General features: G+C 36.5%; 15 protein-coding genes. 3 read left to right on the top strand and 12 right to left on the bottom strand.

What is annotated here, in order from left to right; genetic code table 11:
• Positions 1-124: 124 nt before the first annotated feature.
• Positions 125-883 (bottom strand): peroxide stress protein YaaA, encoded by a 759-nt coding sequence (gene yaaA / locus O9307_RS04210; protein WP_298295653.1) that lies wholly within the window; start codon positions 881-883, stop codon positions 125-127.
• A 162-nt stretch (positions 884-1,045) separates the two neighbouring features.
• A complete protein-coding gene (locus O9307_RS04215) occupies positions 1,046-1,390 on the bottom strand; it encodes a helix-turn-helix domain-containing protein (protein WP_298295655.1) in 345 nt (114 codons plus the stop codon).
• 121 nt (positions 1,391-1,511) lie between these two features.
• Here O9307_RS04215 and O9307_RS04220 point away from each other — a divergent pair, with 121 nt between their 5' ends.
• From O9307_RS04220 to O9307_RS04230, 3 genes are all read left to right on the top strand, one after another.
• The gene (locus O9307_RS04220) at positions 1,512-2,186 is read left to right on the top strand and encodes an isochorismatase family protein (protein WP_298295657.1); all 675 of its coding nucleotides are present in this window, start codon (positions 1,512-1,514) and stop codon (positions 2,184-2,186) included.
• 75 nt (positions 2,187-2,261) lie between these two features.
• Positions 2,262-2,990 (top strand): pirin family protein, encoded by a 729-nt coding sequence (locus O9307_RS04225; RefSeq protein WP_298295659.1) that lies wholly within the window; start codon positions 2,262-2,264, stop codon positions 2,988-2,990.
• 173 nt (positions 2,991-3,163) lie between these two features.
• Positions 3,164-3,718, top strand: coding sequence for a hypothetical protein (locus O9307_RS04230; protein ID WP_298295661.1), 555 nt, complete (start codon positions 3,164-3,166; stop codon positions 3,716-3,718).
• 438 nt (positions 3,719-4,156) lie between these two features.
• On the opposite strand, the gene O9307_RS04235 is transcribed toward O9307_RS04230, so the two are convergent.
• From O9307_RS04235 to pckA, 10 genes are all read right to left on the bottom strand, one after another.
• A complete protein-coding gene (locus O9307_RS04235; protein ID WP_298295663.1) occupies positions 4,157-5,812 on the bottom strand; it encodes a M1 family metallopeptidase in 1,656 nt (551 codons plus the stop codon).
• A gap of 591 nt (positions 5,813-6,403) precedes the next feature.
• Positions 6,404-7,000 (bottom strand): bifunctional phosphoribosyl-AMP cyclohydrolase/phosphoribosyl-ATP diphosphatase HisIE, encoded by a 597-nt coding sequence (gene hisIE, locus O9307_RS04240; RefSeq protein ID WP_298295665.1) that lies wholly within the window; start codon positions 6,998-7,000, stop codon positions 6,404-6,406.
• A 39-nt stretch (positions 7,001-7,039) separates the two neighbouring features.
• On the bottom strand, positions 7,040-7,795 hold the full coding sequence (hisF, locus tag O9307_RS04245) for an imidazole glycerol phosphate synthase subunit HisF (protein ID WP_298295667.1): 756 nt from the start codon (positions 7,793-7,795) through the stop codon (positions 7,040-7,042).
• 69 nt (positions 7,796-7,864) lie between these two features.
• The gene (gene hisA / locus O9307_RS04250) at positions 7,865-8,629 is read right to left on the bottom strand and encodes a 1-(5-phosphoribosyl)-5-[(5-phosphoribosylamino)methylideneamino]imidazole-4-carboxamide isomerase (RefSeq protein ID WP_298295669.1); all 765 of its coding nucleotides are present in this window, start codon (positions 8,627-8,629) and stop codon (positions 7,865-7,867) included.
• A gap of 81 nt (positions 8,630-8,710) precedes the next feature.
• On the bottom strand, positions 8,711-9,367 hold the full coding sequence (gene hisH / locus O9307_RS04255; RefSeq protein ID WP_298295671.1) for an imidazole glycerol phosphate synthase subunit HisH: 657 nt from the start codon (positions 9,365-9,367) through the stop codon (positions 8,711-8,713).
• Between the two features lie 50 nt (positions 9,368-9,417).
• Positions 9,418-10,554 carry a bifunctional histidinol-phosphatase/imidazoleglycerol-phosphate dehydratase HisB gene (gene hisB / locus O9307_RS04260; RefSeq protein WP_298295673.1) on the bottom strand — a complete coding sequence of 379 codons (1,137 nt, stop codon included), beginning with the start codon at positions 10,552-10,554 and terminating at the stop codon, positions 9,418-9,420.
• A gap of 33 nt (positions 10,555-10,587) precedes the next feature.
• A complete protein-coding gene (hisC, locus tag O9307_RS04265; protein ID WP_298295675.1) occupies positions 10,588-11,640 on the bottom strand; it encodes a histidinol-phosphate transaminase in 1,053 nt (350 codons plus the stop codon).
• A 76-nt stretch (positions 11,641-11,716) separates the two neighbouring features.
• Positions 11,717-13,015: a histidinol dehydrogenase gene (hisD, locus tag O9307_RS04270; protein WP_298295677.1), complete on the bottom strand. Its 1,299-nt coding sequence runs from the start codon at positions 13,013-13,015 to the stop codon at positions 11,717-11,719.
• Between the two features lie 156 nt (positions 13,016-13,171).
• Positions 13,172-14,029 (bottom strand): ATP phosphoribosyltransferase, encoded by an 858-nt coding sequence (hisG, locus tag O9307_RS04275; RefSeq protein ID WP_298295679.1) that lies wholly within the window; start codon positions 14,027-14,029, stop codon positions 13,172-13,174.
• Positions 14,030-14,396: 367 nt separating this feature from the next.
• Positions 14,397-16,001 (bottom strand): phosphoenolpyruvate carboxykinase (ATP), encoded by a 1,605-nt coding sequence (gene pckA / locus O9307_RS04280; RefSeq protein WP_298295681.1) that lies wholly within the window; start codon positions 15,999-16,001, stop codon positions 14,397-14,399.
• Positions 16,002-16,222 lie beyond the last annotated feature (221 nt).

A 16,222-nucleotide genomic window follows, 5' to 3' on the forward strand; every position in this document is an offset into this window, starting at 1 on the left:
TAGGAATAAACTACCGAAGTAGTATGTATAGCCCGACCGCAGCCAGACAAAGGGGTGAATAACACGTTTGCTATTCGCCCCTTTGGGTGGATGGGGTCACGCCCTAATTATTTTAAAAAATAGGTTATCGGGTAAAAACGAGTTGGTTGCCTTTGGATAAATTGGCATCAAAGGCATAGCCGTCGTAATTGAAGCCTTTTAGGTCGTCGATGGTTTCGGCTTGGGTGTCGATGATGTAGCGCACCATCATTCCGCGGGCTTTTTTGGCAAAAAAACTAATCATTTTTAGTTTTCCGTCTTTGTAGTCTTTGAACTCGGGCGTGATTACGGGTACTTTGAGCGTCTTCGCATCTACGGCAGAGAAATATTCGTTGCTCGCCAAATTGACAAACAGTTCGTCTTTTTTGAGTTCCTTGTTCAACGCTTCAGTCAGGGTAGTTTTCCAGAATTGGTATAAGTTTTGGCTCTCGCCTACGGGCATTTTGGTTCCCATTTCTAAGCGGTACGGCTGAATCAAATCTAAGGGTCTGAGCAAGCCATACAAGCCCGAAAGGATGCGCAAGCGGTCTTGTAACAAGGGCAATTGGTCTTCGGAAAGCGTGTAAGCATCTAGACCAGTGTAGACATCGCCATCGAAAGCGTACACCGCAGGGCGAGCATTGCTAGGTTTGAATGGGGTTTTCCAATCTTTGTTGCGCTGCCAATTCAAGTCGGCTAGTTTATCCGAAATCGACATCAGACTAGCTAGTTCTTTGGGCGTTTTGAGTTGCAATTCGGCGTGCACGATTTTGGATTGCTTTAAAAAAGCAGGCTGCGTAAAGGTTTCAACGGGTAATTCTTTCTCGAAATTTAAGGACTTGGCTGGCGATATAACAATTTTCATAACTGACTTTTCTTTGTTTTCAAAAATACAATTTGAATTTTAGATTTCCGAAGCCTAGTATTGATTTGTTTAATAACTGTATAACGTTAGCTAATTTGCCCGATTGGTTTGACTAAGTTTTCTGTTGGGTTTAGGGAATGTAAGGAAAAGTATTGTTACTATTTACTTTTTTCCCACCACTTCGTTTCGAAAATGAATACCCCATTTCAACATCTCATCTAGCAAATTATTCATTGATAGTCCTAATGGAGTAAGAGAATATTCTGTAGTAACAGGCATGGTGTCATGTAATGTGCGCTTGATTATCTTATTCATCTCTAAGGATTTTAATTCTTGCGATAACATTTTAGGGGAAATATCTGCAATATCTCTTTGAATTTCTCCAAATCGTTTATTCCCATAAGTTAAAGAAATGATTATAGGAATACGCCATTTACCCTGAATAACTTCCAAAGTATCTCGAGAAGCCATCAATTTATACTGACAAAGCTGTTCTTTATTGCTCATATCTATTTGATTATCAATTCACTTACTTTATTGTAACTACTTACCAATAGGTAACAAGTATATTTTAGTAAGCAAATTTAAATAAATTTGCATCATTATTAACTATAAAATTTTAAAAAGAATGTCAAAAAGAATGTATCAAATTGCACTAGTATTAGCAGCAGCTATATTTTCAGCTAATGTTTATTCACAAGCAAACTTGAAAAAAACGAATCAATTTACACCTCAAAATGCTGCCATCTTATTGGTTGATCATCAAAAGATGACGATGGATTGGATTTACAGCCAAGACAAAAAGAATGTAGAGAACAATTTAAGAATGCTTTCTAGAATTGGAGCTGAAGTAAATGTTCCTTTACTTGTTACCACAACCATGGAAGAACAAGTAGGTTTGACTTGGGAAGGAATTCAACAAACTGCACCAAAACAATTTGCTAATAGAATTAAAAGAGGTGGCACATTAAACTGTTTTATCGATCCAAATTTTAAAGCAGCTGTAAAAAATTTGAACAGAAAAAACCTTATCATTTGTGGTCTTACTACTGATATTTGCTTATTACATACTGTTACCACAGCTATTGAATTAGGATATAATGTAATTGTAGTAGCCGATGCAAGTGGAAGTATGAGCAAATTAGCGGATGAAACCTCTTTTGATTATTTCAGACAAATTGGAGCAAAAGTGTTATCTGCCAATGCAACTGTTACAGAATTATTCCAAGATTTCAGTACACCAGACGGACAAAAAGTAATGCAAATCAATTTGCAAGAAGTAGTTTCTAAATTAGGAAAATAAAAACATTTCAACCTTATTCAAAAATAGTCTTGTTTCCAAAACAAGGCTGTTTTTGTTTCTTATAAAAAAAATAAAATGATACAAATAATAAAAAAATCAGAGCAATTTAATGACGTAATCTTTGGTGGACGATTTTTCGCTAACAAACCCGTTTTTAATGGAAACGAGCAAACAAAACCTTATTCAAATCTTTTTTATTGGAGCAATGGTTATGTAACTGAACCTTGTGAATTTGGGTTACATCCCCACGAAGGATTTGAAATAATGACTTTTATTTTTGAAGGATCAAATGAACACTATGATACTGCAACTCAAACTTGGACTTCCTTAAATGCTGGAGATTTTCAGATTATTCAATCTAACAGTGGCATAAAACACCAAGAAAGGATCGCTAAAGGAACAAGAGCCTTTCAAATATGGTTTGACCCCAATTTTTATGAAGCGATAAAGTTAGAACCAAGTTATACAGATTATCATGGTAAAAACTTTCAACCCAAAGAAGAAAACGGAATATCAATCTTAACTTACGTTGGAAAAGAAAGTACAGCAAAAACCTTGACACCAAATTTAACCATCAAAAAACTAACTTTTGATACCCAAACTAAAATTGACTTTCCATTAAACGACAGTATGAGTTATACTTTTTATGTACTAAATGGAAAAGGTTTTGCAAATAATCAAGCCATAGAAAAAGACGATGCTATTAGAATTGTAAATACCGACAAAATAAACATAGACTTTCAAGGTGAGCTTTTTTATATAGAAACACCAACAGTATTGGAATACAAACCTATTTGGATGTAAAATAAATGTATACGATCACCAATAGTTTTTTTTAATATAAGTTTTTAAAATGTTCTATTCCTAGAATTTATATTTCATGAATAAATGAATTATTCTAGCTAAAATGTAACTTTTGGAATGTTTTTACTACTAATGGGTAATGATTTTATCTACCTCCATTAAATAGTAAGACCGTGCATCAATCATCATTTTTCAAAAAACGTATTTATTGTACTATTCTCGTAACAGTGTTCATTTGGGCGCTTTTGCTTTGGGATTATTTTCACGGAGGCGTGCCCAGTCATCATCTTTTGCAAAACAAGGACTTGCCCTCATTTTCGAATTGGTGGGGCGGTATTTTGCTTCCTTTGTTAACTTGGTTCTTGCTGTACCGCGCCCAAGTGCGAATAGAGAAAGAATCAACGAGTAGTGGTGTACCAAACAGTTTTGTGGCTTATTTTGTAGGTGCTTTGCTTTTTGGGATGGTACTTTCGGTATTCTTTACGCTGGGCAATCAAGAGGTGCCTTTTTATATGCTTATTGGCTTGTTGGTACTTGGTTTTTTCTTGCCCGTTTATCGTGCAGAATGTTTACTTGGTTTTGCAATTGGGATGACCTTTACTTTTGGAGGTGTACTTCCAATTCTTATTGGAAGTATTTTAGTACTCCTTTGCAGCGCACTGTATTTAGTACTTCGACCTATGGCACTCTTTGTTTACTCGAAAATTGCCAACCTACTTCATAAATAATACTTTAATCCGTTGATTGAAATACAAATAGGAAAGAATTAACCACATAGGAGATTCATAGAGTAAAGCTAATCAACATAGAAAAAACAGAAATAGCACTATTTCTCACATAGCCGCACTAGGTGAATATATTTCTCAAAAAAAAATAAAAATTCTATACTTCTAGCCTGCACTGAGGGATCTAAATCAATGTCGTTAAGTTAAGAGGAAAGAGAAAAATAGCGCGCAGATTCAACTGATATTAACTGATTTTTCTGTGAAAATCTGCGAAATCTGCGTGAAAATAAAAAGAGTAATTCCTTACTTAATGACATTGGAATCTAAGTGTGGTAAAAAACAATTTTACCCAACGGGTTACATTACTGAACGACAATAAAAAAAGCTTTCTGAACTAGTACTAGACTTCAGAAAGCTTTTTTATTTTTCATTCTTGGGGAACTACTCCGTTATATTGTAGCTGCCTACATAATAGTTGTTATCCACTTCAAGTGTTGATTTTTCTGTTGTACCCAAAGGCAACATTTTCCATTCGTTATTAGGTTCCAAAATTTGTGCGGTACCATTTAAAAACACTTTTACAGGGAGATTGAAATTGGCCACACTATTCGCCCAACGATACCCTAATTGATTGTTTTTAAAGAAATACTCTAACGTCGGAATGCGCGTATCACGCAAATATTGGTTAAAAACAGGGGTCAAATCTCTTCCAATTTTTTCACTCAAATAACTTTCAATTTGCTGTGTCGCCACTGTTTGATGGTAAAAAGTAGCATTCAAACCGCGCAAGATTTCACGCCATTTTTCGTCATTGTTTACCACTTGTCGCAAAGTATGCAGCATATTGGCGCCTTTGTAGTACATATCTCCAGAACCTTCATTGTTTACATTATAAACTCCAATAATCGGTTTGTCATTTTCGATGTTTTTTCGAATTCCACGAACGTAAGTGTAGCCCGCTTCTTTACCAAAGTAATACTCCAAAAACAAACTCTCCGAATAATTGGTAAAGCTTTCGTGAATCCACATATCGGCGATGTCTTTATAAGTAATATTGTTCGCAAACCACTCGTGCCCCGACTCGTGAATGATGATAAAATCAAACTTCATTCCCCAACCCGTGCCACTCAAATCACGTCCTAAATAACCGTTCAGAAATTTATTGCCATAGGTTACGCTACTTTGGTGTTCCATCCCCAAATACGGAGCCTGCACCAATTTGTAGCTGTCTTCATAAAATGGATAAGGACCAAACCAATGCTCAAAAGCCTTCAACATTTTGGGTACATCTTGAAACTGTTTTTTGGCTTTGTCCAAATCATCACGCAATACATAATACGTACAATCCAAGTCGCCTTTTTCTCCTTTGTATTTCTCAGAAAAAGAAACATAATCGCCAATATTAATGTTCACCCCATAATTATTGATTGGATTTTTAACCACCCAATGAAAGGTTTTAGTACCGTCTTTTTCCTTTTGTACGCTTTGCAAACGCCCGTTAGAAACATCCGTCAAATTGCCAGGTACATTCACACTGATGCGCATTCCCTCTTCGACTTCGTCATACATATGGTCCTTACAAGGCCACCAAACACTAGCACCCAATCCTTGACAAGACGAGGCGATAAATGGATTTCCGTTTTTATCTTTTTTCCAAGTAATCCCTCCATCCCAAGGCGGATTAACAGCTACTTTTGGCTTTCCACCATAAAATACCACAATTTCTTTTGTCGTTCCAACTTTTTGAGGAGCCGTTAAAGTGATAAAATAAACATTTCCCTCTCGCTTGTAGGTCAACTGTTTACCGTCTTGAGTGACATTGGTAATGGCCATCGGATTTTGCAAGTCAATTTGCAACACCGAATTTTCCTGAAGCACCTGATAGCGAATCGTATTCGACCCCGAAATAGTACTATCCGAAGGATTTACTTTGATGGCTAAGTGATAGTATTTCAAATCCCACCAAGCACGCTCTTTGGTAACGCTACCTCTAAGACTGTCTTGTCGGGTAAAAGTGGTTTCATTTTTATTCAATAATCCTTGGGCTTTACTGACCGAAATCGAAGTCATCAATAGAAGGATAGCTATTTTTTTCATCGGGTTTAGTTTTTTTCAAAACTACATACTTTTTTAGATTTGCAGTAAAAAAGAAACAAGAATTCCTTACATAAATTTTATTTGGAGCAGAAAAAATAGGCATTTCAGCCAGCATCGTCCCGTGATTCGCTATATCTTTTGTAGTAATGGATTTAGACCCCATCACTACAAAAGGATGCCGCTACTCCCCTACCGTCTGGACACAAATATTTTTATGTTAAAATGGCACGCAGATTAGGCAAATTATCCCCGGTTTTTGGTTGTATGTTAAAAATATTATTTATAAAACTTAATGTTTTTTCAACACTTTTTTTTAAAAGACAACAAACTTATTGGTTTAAACCCGTTCAATCTGTGTCATCTGTGGCCTATCAAAAGATGTGTCCAGACGGTAGGCTACTCCCGGGGCTATAAGGAAAGAAGGTTTTGTTTTTGTGAGGATTACAATGATTAATACCTTTTATAGCAACGGATTAAAATCCGTCGCTACAAAATATTTCGTTCCTATGGAACTTTAACCTCTATTCAAAGAGTCGTAGACTCGATACATTTTGTAAGGCTGGACTTTATCCAGTGACAACAAACCAATCTCTACTTCTGTCTCCCCTTCAACACTTCCACTACATCATTCAATTGAAACCCTTTGGCTTGCAATAAAATCAAATAATGAAAAAGTAAATCGGCACTTTCACTCAAGAACAAGTCATCGTTATCATCTTTGGCTTCAATAACCACTTCAACTGCTTCCTCTCCTACTTTTTGAGCAATTTTGTTGATGCCTTTTTCAAATAATGAAGCCACATAACTCTTCTCAGAATCGGCATTTTCGCGACGTGTTTTAATGGTCGACTCCAATTGTGAGATAAAACCATAGCTTGCGGAATTCGCTTCTTGCCAACAGGTATCAGCACCAGTATGACAAGTAGGCCCAACTGGTTTTGCTTGAATCAATAAGGTGTCACCATCGCAATCATTTTTAATGGAAACCAATTCTAAAAAATTACCACTTTCTTCTCCTTTGGTCCACAATCGCTGTTTGGAACGGCTAAAGAAGGTTACTTTTTGAGTATCTATGGTTTTTTGAAGCGATTCTTCGTTCATATAGCCCAACATCAAAACATTTTTTGTTTCAGCATCCTGAATAATCGCTGGAATTAATCCGTGAGCACTTTTAATATCTACATTCATTTTTTTTTAGTATTAAGTATTGAGAATTAAGTAGTAAGACTAAATTCTGACTTCTATAGTATTATTTTTAAGTTCTTTTTTTAGAGTCTTAATTTCTATTTCTTTGAAATGAAAGACACTAGCTGCCAAAGCCGCATCAGCTTTTCCGTCAATAAAGGTATCCACAAAATGCTGAATGTTTCCTGCGCCTCCTGAAGCAATAATCGGAATATTAACCAATTGGGATAGTTGAGCTAAAGCTTCGTTGGCAAAACCATTTTTGGTTCCATCGTGATTCATAGAAGTAAAGAGTATTTCCCCCGCACCGCGTTGTTCTACTTCTTTCGCCCAATCGAACAAGCGGATTTCAGTTGGCACCTTCCCTCCTACCAAATGCACCATCCATTCGCCTTCTATTTGTTTCGCATCGATGGCTACCACTACACATTGACTACCAAATTTCTGTGCCAAATCATTAATCAGTTGCGGATTTTTTACTGCCGAAGAATTGATAGACACTTTATCAGCACCATTTTGCAGCAATACTTCCACATCTTCAACAGACGAAATACCACCACCAACAGTAAAGGGAATATTGATAGTAGCCGCCACTTTTCGCACCAAGTCAATCAAGGTGCTGCGTCGCTCCTCAGTAGCCGAAATGTCCAAAAACACCAATTCATCTGCCCCTTCTTGTGAATAGATTTTGGCCAATTCTACTGGGTCACCCGCATCGCGTAAATCGACAAAATTCACCCCTTTTACGGTTCGTCCGTTTTTAATATCTAAGCAAGGTATTATTCTTTTTGTAAGCATAACGTTGTTTATTGTTTGTTGTTTTGGGTTAATGGTTCAATATTTCAACTACAAACCATTAACTATCAACTATGAACTTAAAATGAATTTTTCTAATTGTTTCAGCCTGATTCTTCCTTCATAAATCGCTTTTCCTATGATGGTTCCTTCACAACCTAGTTCAGCTAATTTAGGCAATTCATCGAAGGTGGAAATCCCTCCAGAAGCAATCAATTTTATCTCGCCTCTCGACTTCGCTCGAGGTGACATGCTCGATATGACATTACATTGTTTCAATATTTTTTGGTACAAATCAAAACTAGGGCCTTCTAACATTCCATCTTTCGCGATATCGGTGCAAATCACGTACTGAATACCTTTGCATTGATAATCTTGAATAAATGGAATCAAGTCTTCATTCGAATCCTCCAGCCAGCCAGAAACAGCCACTTTTTCATTGTTGGCATCTGCTCCCAAAATGATTTTATCCGAACCGTATTCAGCAATCCATTTCTCAAAAATGGCTCGATTTTTTACGGCTATGCTTCCTCCCGTTATTTGGTTGGCACCACTTTCAAAAGCAATTTTCAAATCGGCATCGGATTTCAAACCACCACCAAAATCAATCTTCAATTTCGTTTTAGTCGCTATTTGTTCCAATATTTTATAGTTTACAATTTGGCTCGATTTGGCTCCATCCAAATCTACTAAATGCAAATACTCAATTCCGTGTGCCTCGAATGATTTAGCGACTTCCAGTGGATTTTCATTATAAATAATTTTAGTATCGTAGTCACCTTTGGACAAACGCACACATTTTCCTTCGATGATATCTATTGCGGGTATTATTCTCATAGTAGCCCCCTAGCCCCCAGAAGGGGGAATTCCTATTAGGGGTAAATAGGATTTATTGTTAATTTATGTTTTGAATTATAATCATTCGAGAGTTCCCGCCACGGCAGGTTGAAGGGCTAGAAAGTTGTTTAAAATTTGCTCGCCAACATCACCGCTCTTTTCAGGATGAAATTGTGTTCCGAAGAAATTGTCTTTCTCTAAAGCCGATGAATATTCTAATTCATAGTTTGTGGTAGCAATGGCTTCTTTGCAAAGTGGCGCATAAAAACTGTGTACCAAATACATATACGCATTCTCGGCAATCCCTTTGAACAAATCCGATTTTAGATTGTAAATAGTATTCCAACCCATTTGTGGCACTTTCACTTTGGAAGAAAATTTCACTACATCCACATCAAAAATCCCCAAACCTTTTGTGTTGCCTTCTTCAGAGGATTGACACATCAATTGCATCCCCAAACAAATGCCCAAAACGGGTTGTTTTAAGTTTGGAATCAACGAGTCCAGTCCGCTTTCTTTAAGCATTTTCATTGCATAACTCGCTTCGCCCACACCGGGAAAAATGACTTTATCTGCTGCTTTAATTTCCTCAGGATTGTTGCTCAAAACTGCTTTGTATCCCAATCGTTCTATGGCAAACATAATGCTTTGAATGTTTCCTGCGCCGTAATTTATAATAACTATCCCCCCAGCCCCCGAAGGGGGAGTTGAAGTAGATTGTGTTTTATTTTTTTCCATAATTTTTAATTTCAAACTTTGTAATTCCCCCTTCGGGGGTTAGGGGGATTTTACAACATTCCCTTCGTACTTGGTAAAATCATTTTCTCTGTATCGCGTTTCACGGCTACTTTTATAGCTTTGGCGAAAGCCTTAAAAATAGCTTCGATTTTGTGGTGTTCATTGGTGCCTTCCGCTTTGATGTTAATGTTCGCTTTTGCTCCGTCTGAAAAGGATTTAAAGAAGTGATAAAACATCTCGGTTGGCATTTTACCTACCATTTCACGCTTGAATTCAGCTTCCCAAACTAACCAATTTCTTCCACCAAAATCAATCGCCACTTGTGAAAGACAATCGTCCATTGGCAAACAAAAACCATAGCGTTCAATCCCTAATTTATTACCTAAAGCTTTGGCAAAAACTTCTCCCAAAGCAATGGCGGTATCTTCGATAGTGTGATGCTCGTCTACTTCCAAATCGCCTTTGACCGAAATCTCTAAATCCATTTGCCCGTGACGCGCAATTTGGTCCAGCATATGGTCAAAAAAAGCAATTCCAGTATCGATTTTGCTTTTTCCTGTTCCATCCAAGTTCAGCTGAATGTTGATATCGGTTTCGTTCGTTTTTCTGGCAATACTAGCTGAACGAGCTTCTAATTTCAAAAACTCATAAATTGCTTTCCAATCGGTAGTTTGCAAGGCAATTACGGCGTCTAATTCTTCTTTTTTACTAGACAATTCTGCTGCTCCCAACCCTTCTTCTTGCTTCAAGAAAATGGCTTTGGCTCCTAGATTTTTAGCCAATTCCACATCGGTCAAGCGGTCGCCAAGTACAAAAGAATTCGCCAAATCATACTTAGGATTGTCGATATACTTGGTCAACATTCCCGTTCTAGGCTTGCGCGTTGGCGCATTGTCTTCTGGAAACGAACGGTCGACAAAAATATTATCAAACAAAACGCCCTCGTTTTCAAAAGCTCTCAGAATAAAATTTTGAGTAGGCCAAAACGTATCTTCAGGAAAACTAGCGGTTCCCAAACCATCCTGATTGGTAACCATCGCTAATTCATAGTCCAATTCCTTGGCGATTTTTGCCATATATTGAAACGCTTTAGGGTAAAATTCTAATTTACTCAAACTGTCCAACTGATACCCTTCTGGTTCTAAAACTAATGTTCCGTCACGGTCTATAAAAAGTACTTTTTTCATCTTGTTTTATTTTATTTAGAACTCTGTCAGGGTTTAAAACCCTGACAGAGTTAGTGCTTCTATCAATTTCTTATTTTCTATTGCTGTACCAATCGTCAATCGCAAACAATTGTCGCAAAGGGGTTGCGTAGTTCGGTTCCGAATCACGATGCCTTTGGCGATTAACTGATTGTATCTTTTGTTCGCATCGTCTACTTTAATCAAGACAAAATTCGCTTCTGTTGGGTAGACAACTTCAACAAAATTAACTTTAAGTAATGCTTTAAGTAAAAGTTCTCTTTGCGCAATAATAGAATCAATTTCTAAATCAATTTTAGCAGGTTGTTGCAAACGTTCAATTGCTCTTTGCTGCGTTAATTCATTAACATTATAAGGAGGTTTAATTTTATTCAACACCCCAATAATAGCTTCTGAGGCATAGCAAATTCCCAATCGGATACCTGCCAATCCGTAAGCTTTGGACAAGGTTTGTGTAATGACCAAGTTAGGATATGCGTCCAATTCGTTCACCCAACTGGCTTTTGTAGAAAAGTCAATATAGGCTTCATCAATAACCACTAATCCGTTGAAATTATTCAACAAATACACTACGCTTTCATCCGAAAACGAGTTGCCTGTTGGGTTATTCGGTGAACACAGAAAAATGATTTTGGTATTGGCATCCACCGCTTCCAAAATGGCTTCTACATTCGGCTGGAATTCATTGGTCAACAACACTTCTTTGTTGGTTACATCATTCAAATTCGCCAAAACACTGTACATTCCGTAGGTTGGTGGCAATGTGATAATGTTATCGATTTTTGGCTCACAAAATCCTCTAAACAATAAATCCAGCACCTCGTCGCTACCGTTTCCAAGTAGGATTTGTTTCTTTTGCAATCCTTTATTTTGCCCTAAAATCGATTTTACCGATTGTTGCTGTGGGTCTGGATAGCGATTTACTCCATTTTCAAACGGATTTTCATTCGCATCCAAGAAAATCATTTGAGCAGTGTCAAAATCTTCAAATTCATCACGTGCCGAAGAATAAGGTTTCATTTCCTTGACGTTTTCTCTAGTTATGGTGTTTATATCAAAAGTATTCATAATAAGTTTTTTATTTCTGCAAGGTTTCAAAAACCTTGTAGGTTTTAGTTAACAAATAGCAATCTAAAATATAGACCTACGAGGTTTTAGAAACTTCGCAAGACTGTAGTCTAAGTGTTACCGCATTTTTATGGGCTTGCAATCCTTCAGCCTCTGCCATTAGTTCAATTGCAGGACCAATGTTTTGAATGCCCTCAGCTGTAATTTTTTGAAACGTCATCGATTTTAAGAAACTATCCAAATTAACACCACTATAATTTTTAGCATAACCATTAGTTGGCAGAGTGTGATTGGTTCCAGAAGCATAATCTCCCGCACTTTCGGGCGTGTAATTTCCAATAAAAACCGACCCAGCATTACCAATGTTATTTACATAAAAATCTTCGTTTTTAGCGCAAATAATGAAATGTTCAGGTCCATATTCGTCAATCAAGTCTAAAGCAATCTGGTCATTTTCTACATAAATCAATTTAGAGTTTTCAATGGCTTTTGTTGCAATGGCTTTTCTTGGCAGTACTTCCAATTGCGTTTGGATTTCAGTTTCAACCGCATCAATTAAGTCTTTTGAAGTCGAAACTAAAATCACTTGACTGTCGGTACCGTGTTCCGCTTGCGACAACAAATCCGAAGTTACAAAGGCTGGAACGGCTGTATCATCAGCTACAATTAACAATTCTGAAGGTCCCGCAGGCATATCGATAGCGACTCCAAATTGGGTAGCTAATTGTTTTGCTACCGTTACAAATTGATTTCCTGGTCCGAAAATTTTATAAACTTTCGGAATTGCAGCTGTACCAAAAGTCAATCCTGCAATAGCTTGAATGCCACCCACCTTCAAAATTTTGGTCACCCCACACAATTGTGCGGCATACAAAATGGCTGGATTGATTTTTCCTTTTTTGTCTGGAGGCGAACACAACACAATTTCTTTACAACCTGCAATATTCGCTGGAACAGCCAACATTAAAACGGTCGAAAACAAAGGAGCTGTTCCACCCGGAATGTACAACCCAATCTTTTGAATCGGGCGTTTTTCTTGCCAGCAAGCAACACCTTGGGTGGTTTCTACGCTTACACGAGTGGTTTTTTGAGCCGTATGGAATTTCTCAATATTGGATTTTGCCAATTGAATAGCGTCTTGTAATTCTTGAGGAATTGATGCAATCGCCTCATTGATTTCTTCTGGACTAACTTCAAGATTAGCTACTGCTACTCCATCAAAAAGAGAAGTGTATTTGGTAATGGCTTCGTCGCCTTTTTTTTGTACTTCTTTAAAAATTTCTTTTACAGTAGCTTCTATATCATCTACTGTTTTAGTGGGTCTTTCTAAGAGGGTTGACCACGTTTCGGGTTTTGGATTATATATTTTGTTCATTATTCTATTTTTTTAACCGTAAAGGCGCAAGTTTTTTTGTTATTCTTAGTTTTTAAAAACGCTAAGTTCGCAAAGCTGTTGTCTATATTTAGTTTATACTGAGTGAATTCGAAGTGTTTTTATTTGGAATTTGGAATTTTTATATTGGAATTTCCTTTATAACACCATTTTCTCAATTGGGCAAACCAAAATTCCTTCGGCGCCAACTTCTTTTAATTGGTCAATCACCTCCCAAAACGTATCTTTATCAATAACCGAGTGCACACTACTCCATCCTTTTTGAGCTAATGGTAATACCGTTAAACTTCTCAAAACAGGAAGGATTTTACCCACTGCATCAATTTTATCATTGGGAATATTCATCAAAATGTATTTGGATCTTCTGGCTCGCAACACCGATTCGATTCTGAATTTCAAAGTATCGATGATCTTTTGAGATTCCTTACTCACTTTAGGTGAAACGGCTAAAACAGCTTCACTCTTGAAAATCACTTCAACTTCTTTCAAATTGTTTTTGAACAACGTACTGCCACTTGAAACAATATCAACTATAGCGTCGGCTAAACCTATGTTTGGGGCGATTTCCACCGATCCTGAAATTTGGTGAATATCAACCGTAACGCCTTTGGAATTGAAAAAATTAATTACTGTATTTGGGTAAGAAGTGGCGATTCGCATGCCTTCCAAATCTTTTACGTAAGTATAATTGAACGATTTTGGAACAGCTACAGAAACTTTGCATTTAGAAAAACCTAACTTTTGAATTACTTCAATGTTTTTTCCTTTTTCTACTAACAAATTATCGCCTACGATAGCTATGTCTACTACGCCATCGATAAGATATTGAGGGATATCCGAATTTCTCAAGTACAATACTTCAAGAGGAAAATTAGAGGCTTCTGCTTTTAATTGATCGATACCGTTGTCTATTGATATTCCGGCATCTTTTAGAATTTGGATGCTATCTTCGTTTAATCTTCCTGATTTTTGGATAGCAATTTTTAGTGTACTCATTTTAGTTTTTTGTTTAGATTGATAAAATTTGAGTACAACTAAGAAGGCATAAAAAAACCCGTTTGATGTACTCAAACGGGTTTTTAAATATGATGATTTACAAACATATCATTAACACATCGCTTGAGAGCAATAATGTAAATGATGATGATGTAATTGAGTGCCGAACATTGATTTTGTTTTTTTAACAGTGCAAATATATAGAAATATTATTTTAAAAAACTAATTATTTTGCAACATAGTGTTGATAAATTGTTAAATCACTGTTTTTTTAATTAAGAAACACTCGTTACAACATGCTATTAGCTAGAAGTAACGAGTGCTCCAAAAAAAAACCAACTTAATTATTTTTACAACTCTTCCGCTATTACAGTTGTGGTCCAGCAGCAACTAAACGTTTACCTTCTTCGGTATTAGTGTATTGCTCGAAGTTTTTAATATATTTAGAAGACAAGTCTTTAGCTTTAGTTTCCCATTCTGCTTTGTCTTTGTATGTATCTCTAGGATCTAAGATTCCTTCACTCACGTTTGGTAAAGCTGTTGGGATCGTTAAATTCAAGAATGGGATTTTTGCTGTTTCTGCTTTATCAATTTCTCCACTAATGATGGCATCAATAATCGCTCTAGTGTTTTTCAACGAAATTCTTTTTCCTGTTCCATTCCATCCTGTATTTACAAGATACGCTTTTGCTCCGTGTTCTTTCATTTTACCAATCAATGTTTTAGAGTACATCGTTGGGTGCAAGGTTAAGAAGGCTTCACCAAATGCTGGAGAGAAAGATGGTTCTGGTGCAGTAATTCCTCTTTCTGTCCCTGCTAATTTAGAAGTATATCCACACAAGAAGTGGTATTGTGCTTGATCTTCGTCTAAGATTGAAACTGGAGGTAATACACCAAAGGCATCTGCAGATAAGTAAATGATTTTCTTAGCGTGTCCTGCTTTTGAAGGCAATACAATTTTGTTGATGTGATAGATTGGGTAAGAAACTCTTGAGTTCTCTGTGATACTGTGATCATAATAATCAATATCTCCGTACTCATCCACAATTACATTTTCTAGCAAAGCATCACGTTTGATAGCTCTCCAAATGTCGGGTTCGTTGTTTTCGCTCAAGTCGATTACTTTTGCATAGCAGCCTCCTTCATAGTTAAATACTCCATTGTCATCCCAACCGTGTTCGTCATCACCAATCAAGTAACGTTTTGGGTCAGCAGATAAAGTTGTTTTTCCAGTTCCAGAAAGCCCAAAGAATATCGCTACATCTCCATCTTCTCCTACGTTTGCAGAACAGTGCATAGAAGCCATTCCTTTTAATGGTAGGTAGTAGTTCATCATCGCGAACATTCCTTTTTTCATTTCACCACCGTACCAAGTTCCTCCGATAATTTGGATTTTTTCGGTTAAATTGAACATTACAAAGTTCTCAGAGTTTAATCCTTGCTCTTTCCAGTTTGGATTAGTTGCTTTTGAACCATTCATTACGATAAAATCTGGCTCTCCAAAGTTTTCTAATTCATAAATAGAAGGTCTGATGAACATATTGGTTACAAAGTGTGCTTGCCAAGCTACTTCCATTACAAAACGCACTTTTAAACGAGTGTCTGGGTTAGTTCCGCAGAATGCATCGACTACATATAATTTGGGAGAAGTTGATAATTGGTTCAATACTAAATCTTTACACTCATCGTAAATTACTTTTGAAGTTGCAAAATTCACCTTTTCGTCCCAATAAATGGTATCTTTAGTTACATCATCTTTAACGATATATCTATCTTTAGGAGAACGCCCTGTAAAAATACCCGTTTTTACTGCTACTGCTCCAGTTGATGTTGTTGCTCCTTTTTCGTACCCTTTTCGTTTTGAAGAAACTTCTGCTTGATACAGTTCTTCATAAGATGGATTGTAAACTACTTCATGATAACCAGTAATCCCCAAATTGTGTAATTCCTGAATAATTTTAATATTTTTCATTGTTATGTTGTTTTAATTTTTTAACCTTATTTTTTTTTATGAATTTCTTAATTTTTGATAGTCAAATTTATGATTATTATGGTTTATAAAAACTGATATTTATCATAAATAAAAGAAAAAATCAAGAAAACGTTTTCAGCTCACACCAATGATTATAAGGGTTTTAAAGCGAAATCGTTTTCTTAACAAATTTATGCATTTATTTTAAAAATAGGTACAAT

It is taken from the genome of Flavobacterium sp. (assembly GCF_027531905.1).
In the GTDB taxonomy this organism is placed as follows: Bacteria; Bacteroidota; Bacteroidia; order Flavobacteriales; family Flavobacteriaceae; genus Flavobacterium.

What these genes read in the sequence shown, in the direction of transcription:
- yaaA (WP_298295653.1), bottom strand. Translation starts at nt 883, where the DNA reads ATGAAAATTGTTATATCGCCAGCCAAGTCCTTAAATTTCGAGAAAGAA.
- O9307_RS04215 (WP_298295655.1), bottom strand. Translation starts at nt 1,390, where the DNA reads ATGAGCAATAAAGAACAGCTTTGTCAGTATAAATTGATGGCTTCTCGA.
- O9307_RS04220 (WP_298295657.1), top strand. Translation starts at nt 1,512, where the DNA reads ATGTCAAAAAGAATGTATCAAATTGCACTAGTATTAGCAGCAGCTATA.
- O9307_RS04225 (WP_298295659.1), top strand. Translation starts at nt 2,262, where the DNA reads ATGATACAAATAATAAAAAAATCAGAGCAATTTAATGACGTAATCTTT.
- O9307_RS04235 (WP_298295663.1), bottom strand. Translation starts at nt 5,812, where the DNA reads ATGAAAAAAATAGCTATCCTTCTATTGATGACTTCGATTTCGGTCAGT.
- hisIE (WP_298295665.1), bottom strand. Translation starts at nt 7,000, where the DNA reads ATGAATGTAGATATTAAAAGTGCTCACGGATTAATTCCAGCGATTATT.
- hisF (WP_298295667.1), bottom strand. Translation starts at nt 7,795, where the DNA reads ATGCTTACAAAAAGAATAATACCTTGCTTAGATATTAAAAACGGACGA.
- hisA (WP_298295669.1), bottom strand. Translation starts at nt 8,629, where the DNA reads ATGAGAATAATACCCGCAATAGATATCATCGAAGGAAAATGTGTGCGT.
- hisH (WP_298295671.1), bottom strand. Translation starts at nt 9,367, where the DNA reads ATGGAAAAAAATAAAACACAATCTACTTCAACTCCCCCTTCGGGGGCT.
- hisB (WP_298295673.1), bottom strand. Translation starts at nt 10,554, where the DNA reads ATGAAAAAAGTACTTTTTATAGACCGTGACGGAACATTAGTTTTAGAA.
- hisC (WP_298295675.1), bottom strand. Translation starts at nt 11,640, where the DNA reads ATGAATACTTTTGATATAAACACCATAACTAGAGAAAACGTCAAGGAA.
- hisD (WP_298295677.1), bottom strand. Translation starts at nt 13,015, where the DNA reads ATGAACAAAATATATAATCCAAAACCCGAAACGTGGTCAACCCTCTTA.
- hisG (WP_298295679.1), bottom strand. Translation starts at nt 14,029, where the DNA reads ATGAGTACACTAAAAATTGCTATCCAAAAATCAGGAAGATTAAACGAA.
- pckA (WP_298295681.1), bottom strand. Translation starts at nt 16,001, where the DNA reads ATGAAAAATATTAAAATTATTCAGGAATTACACAATTTGGGGATTACT.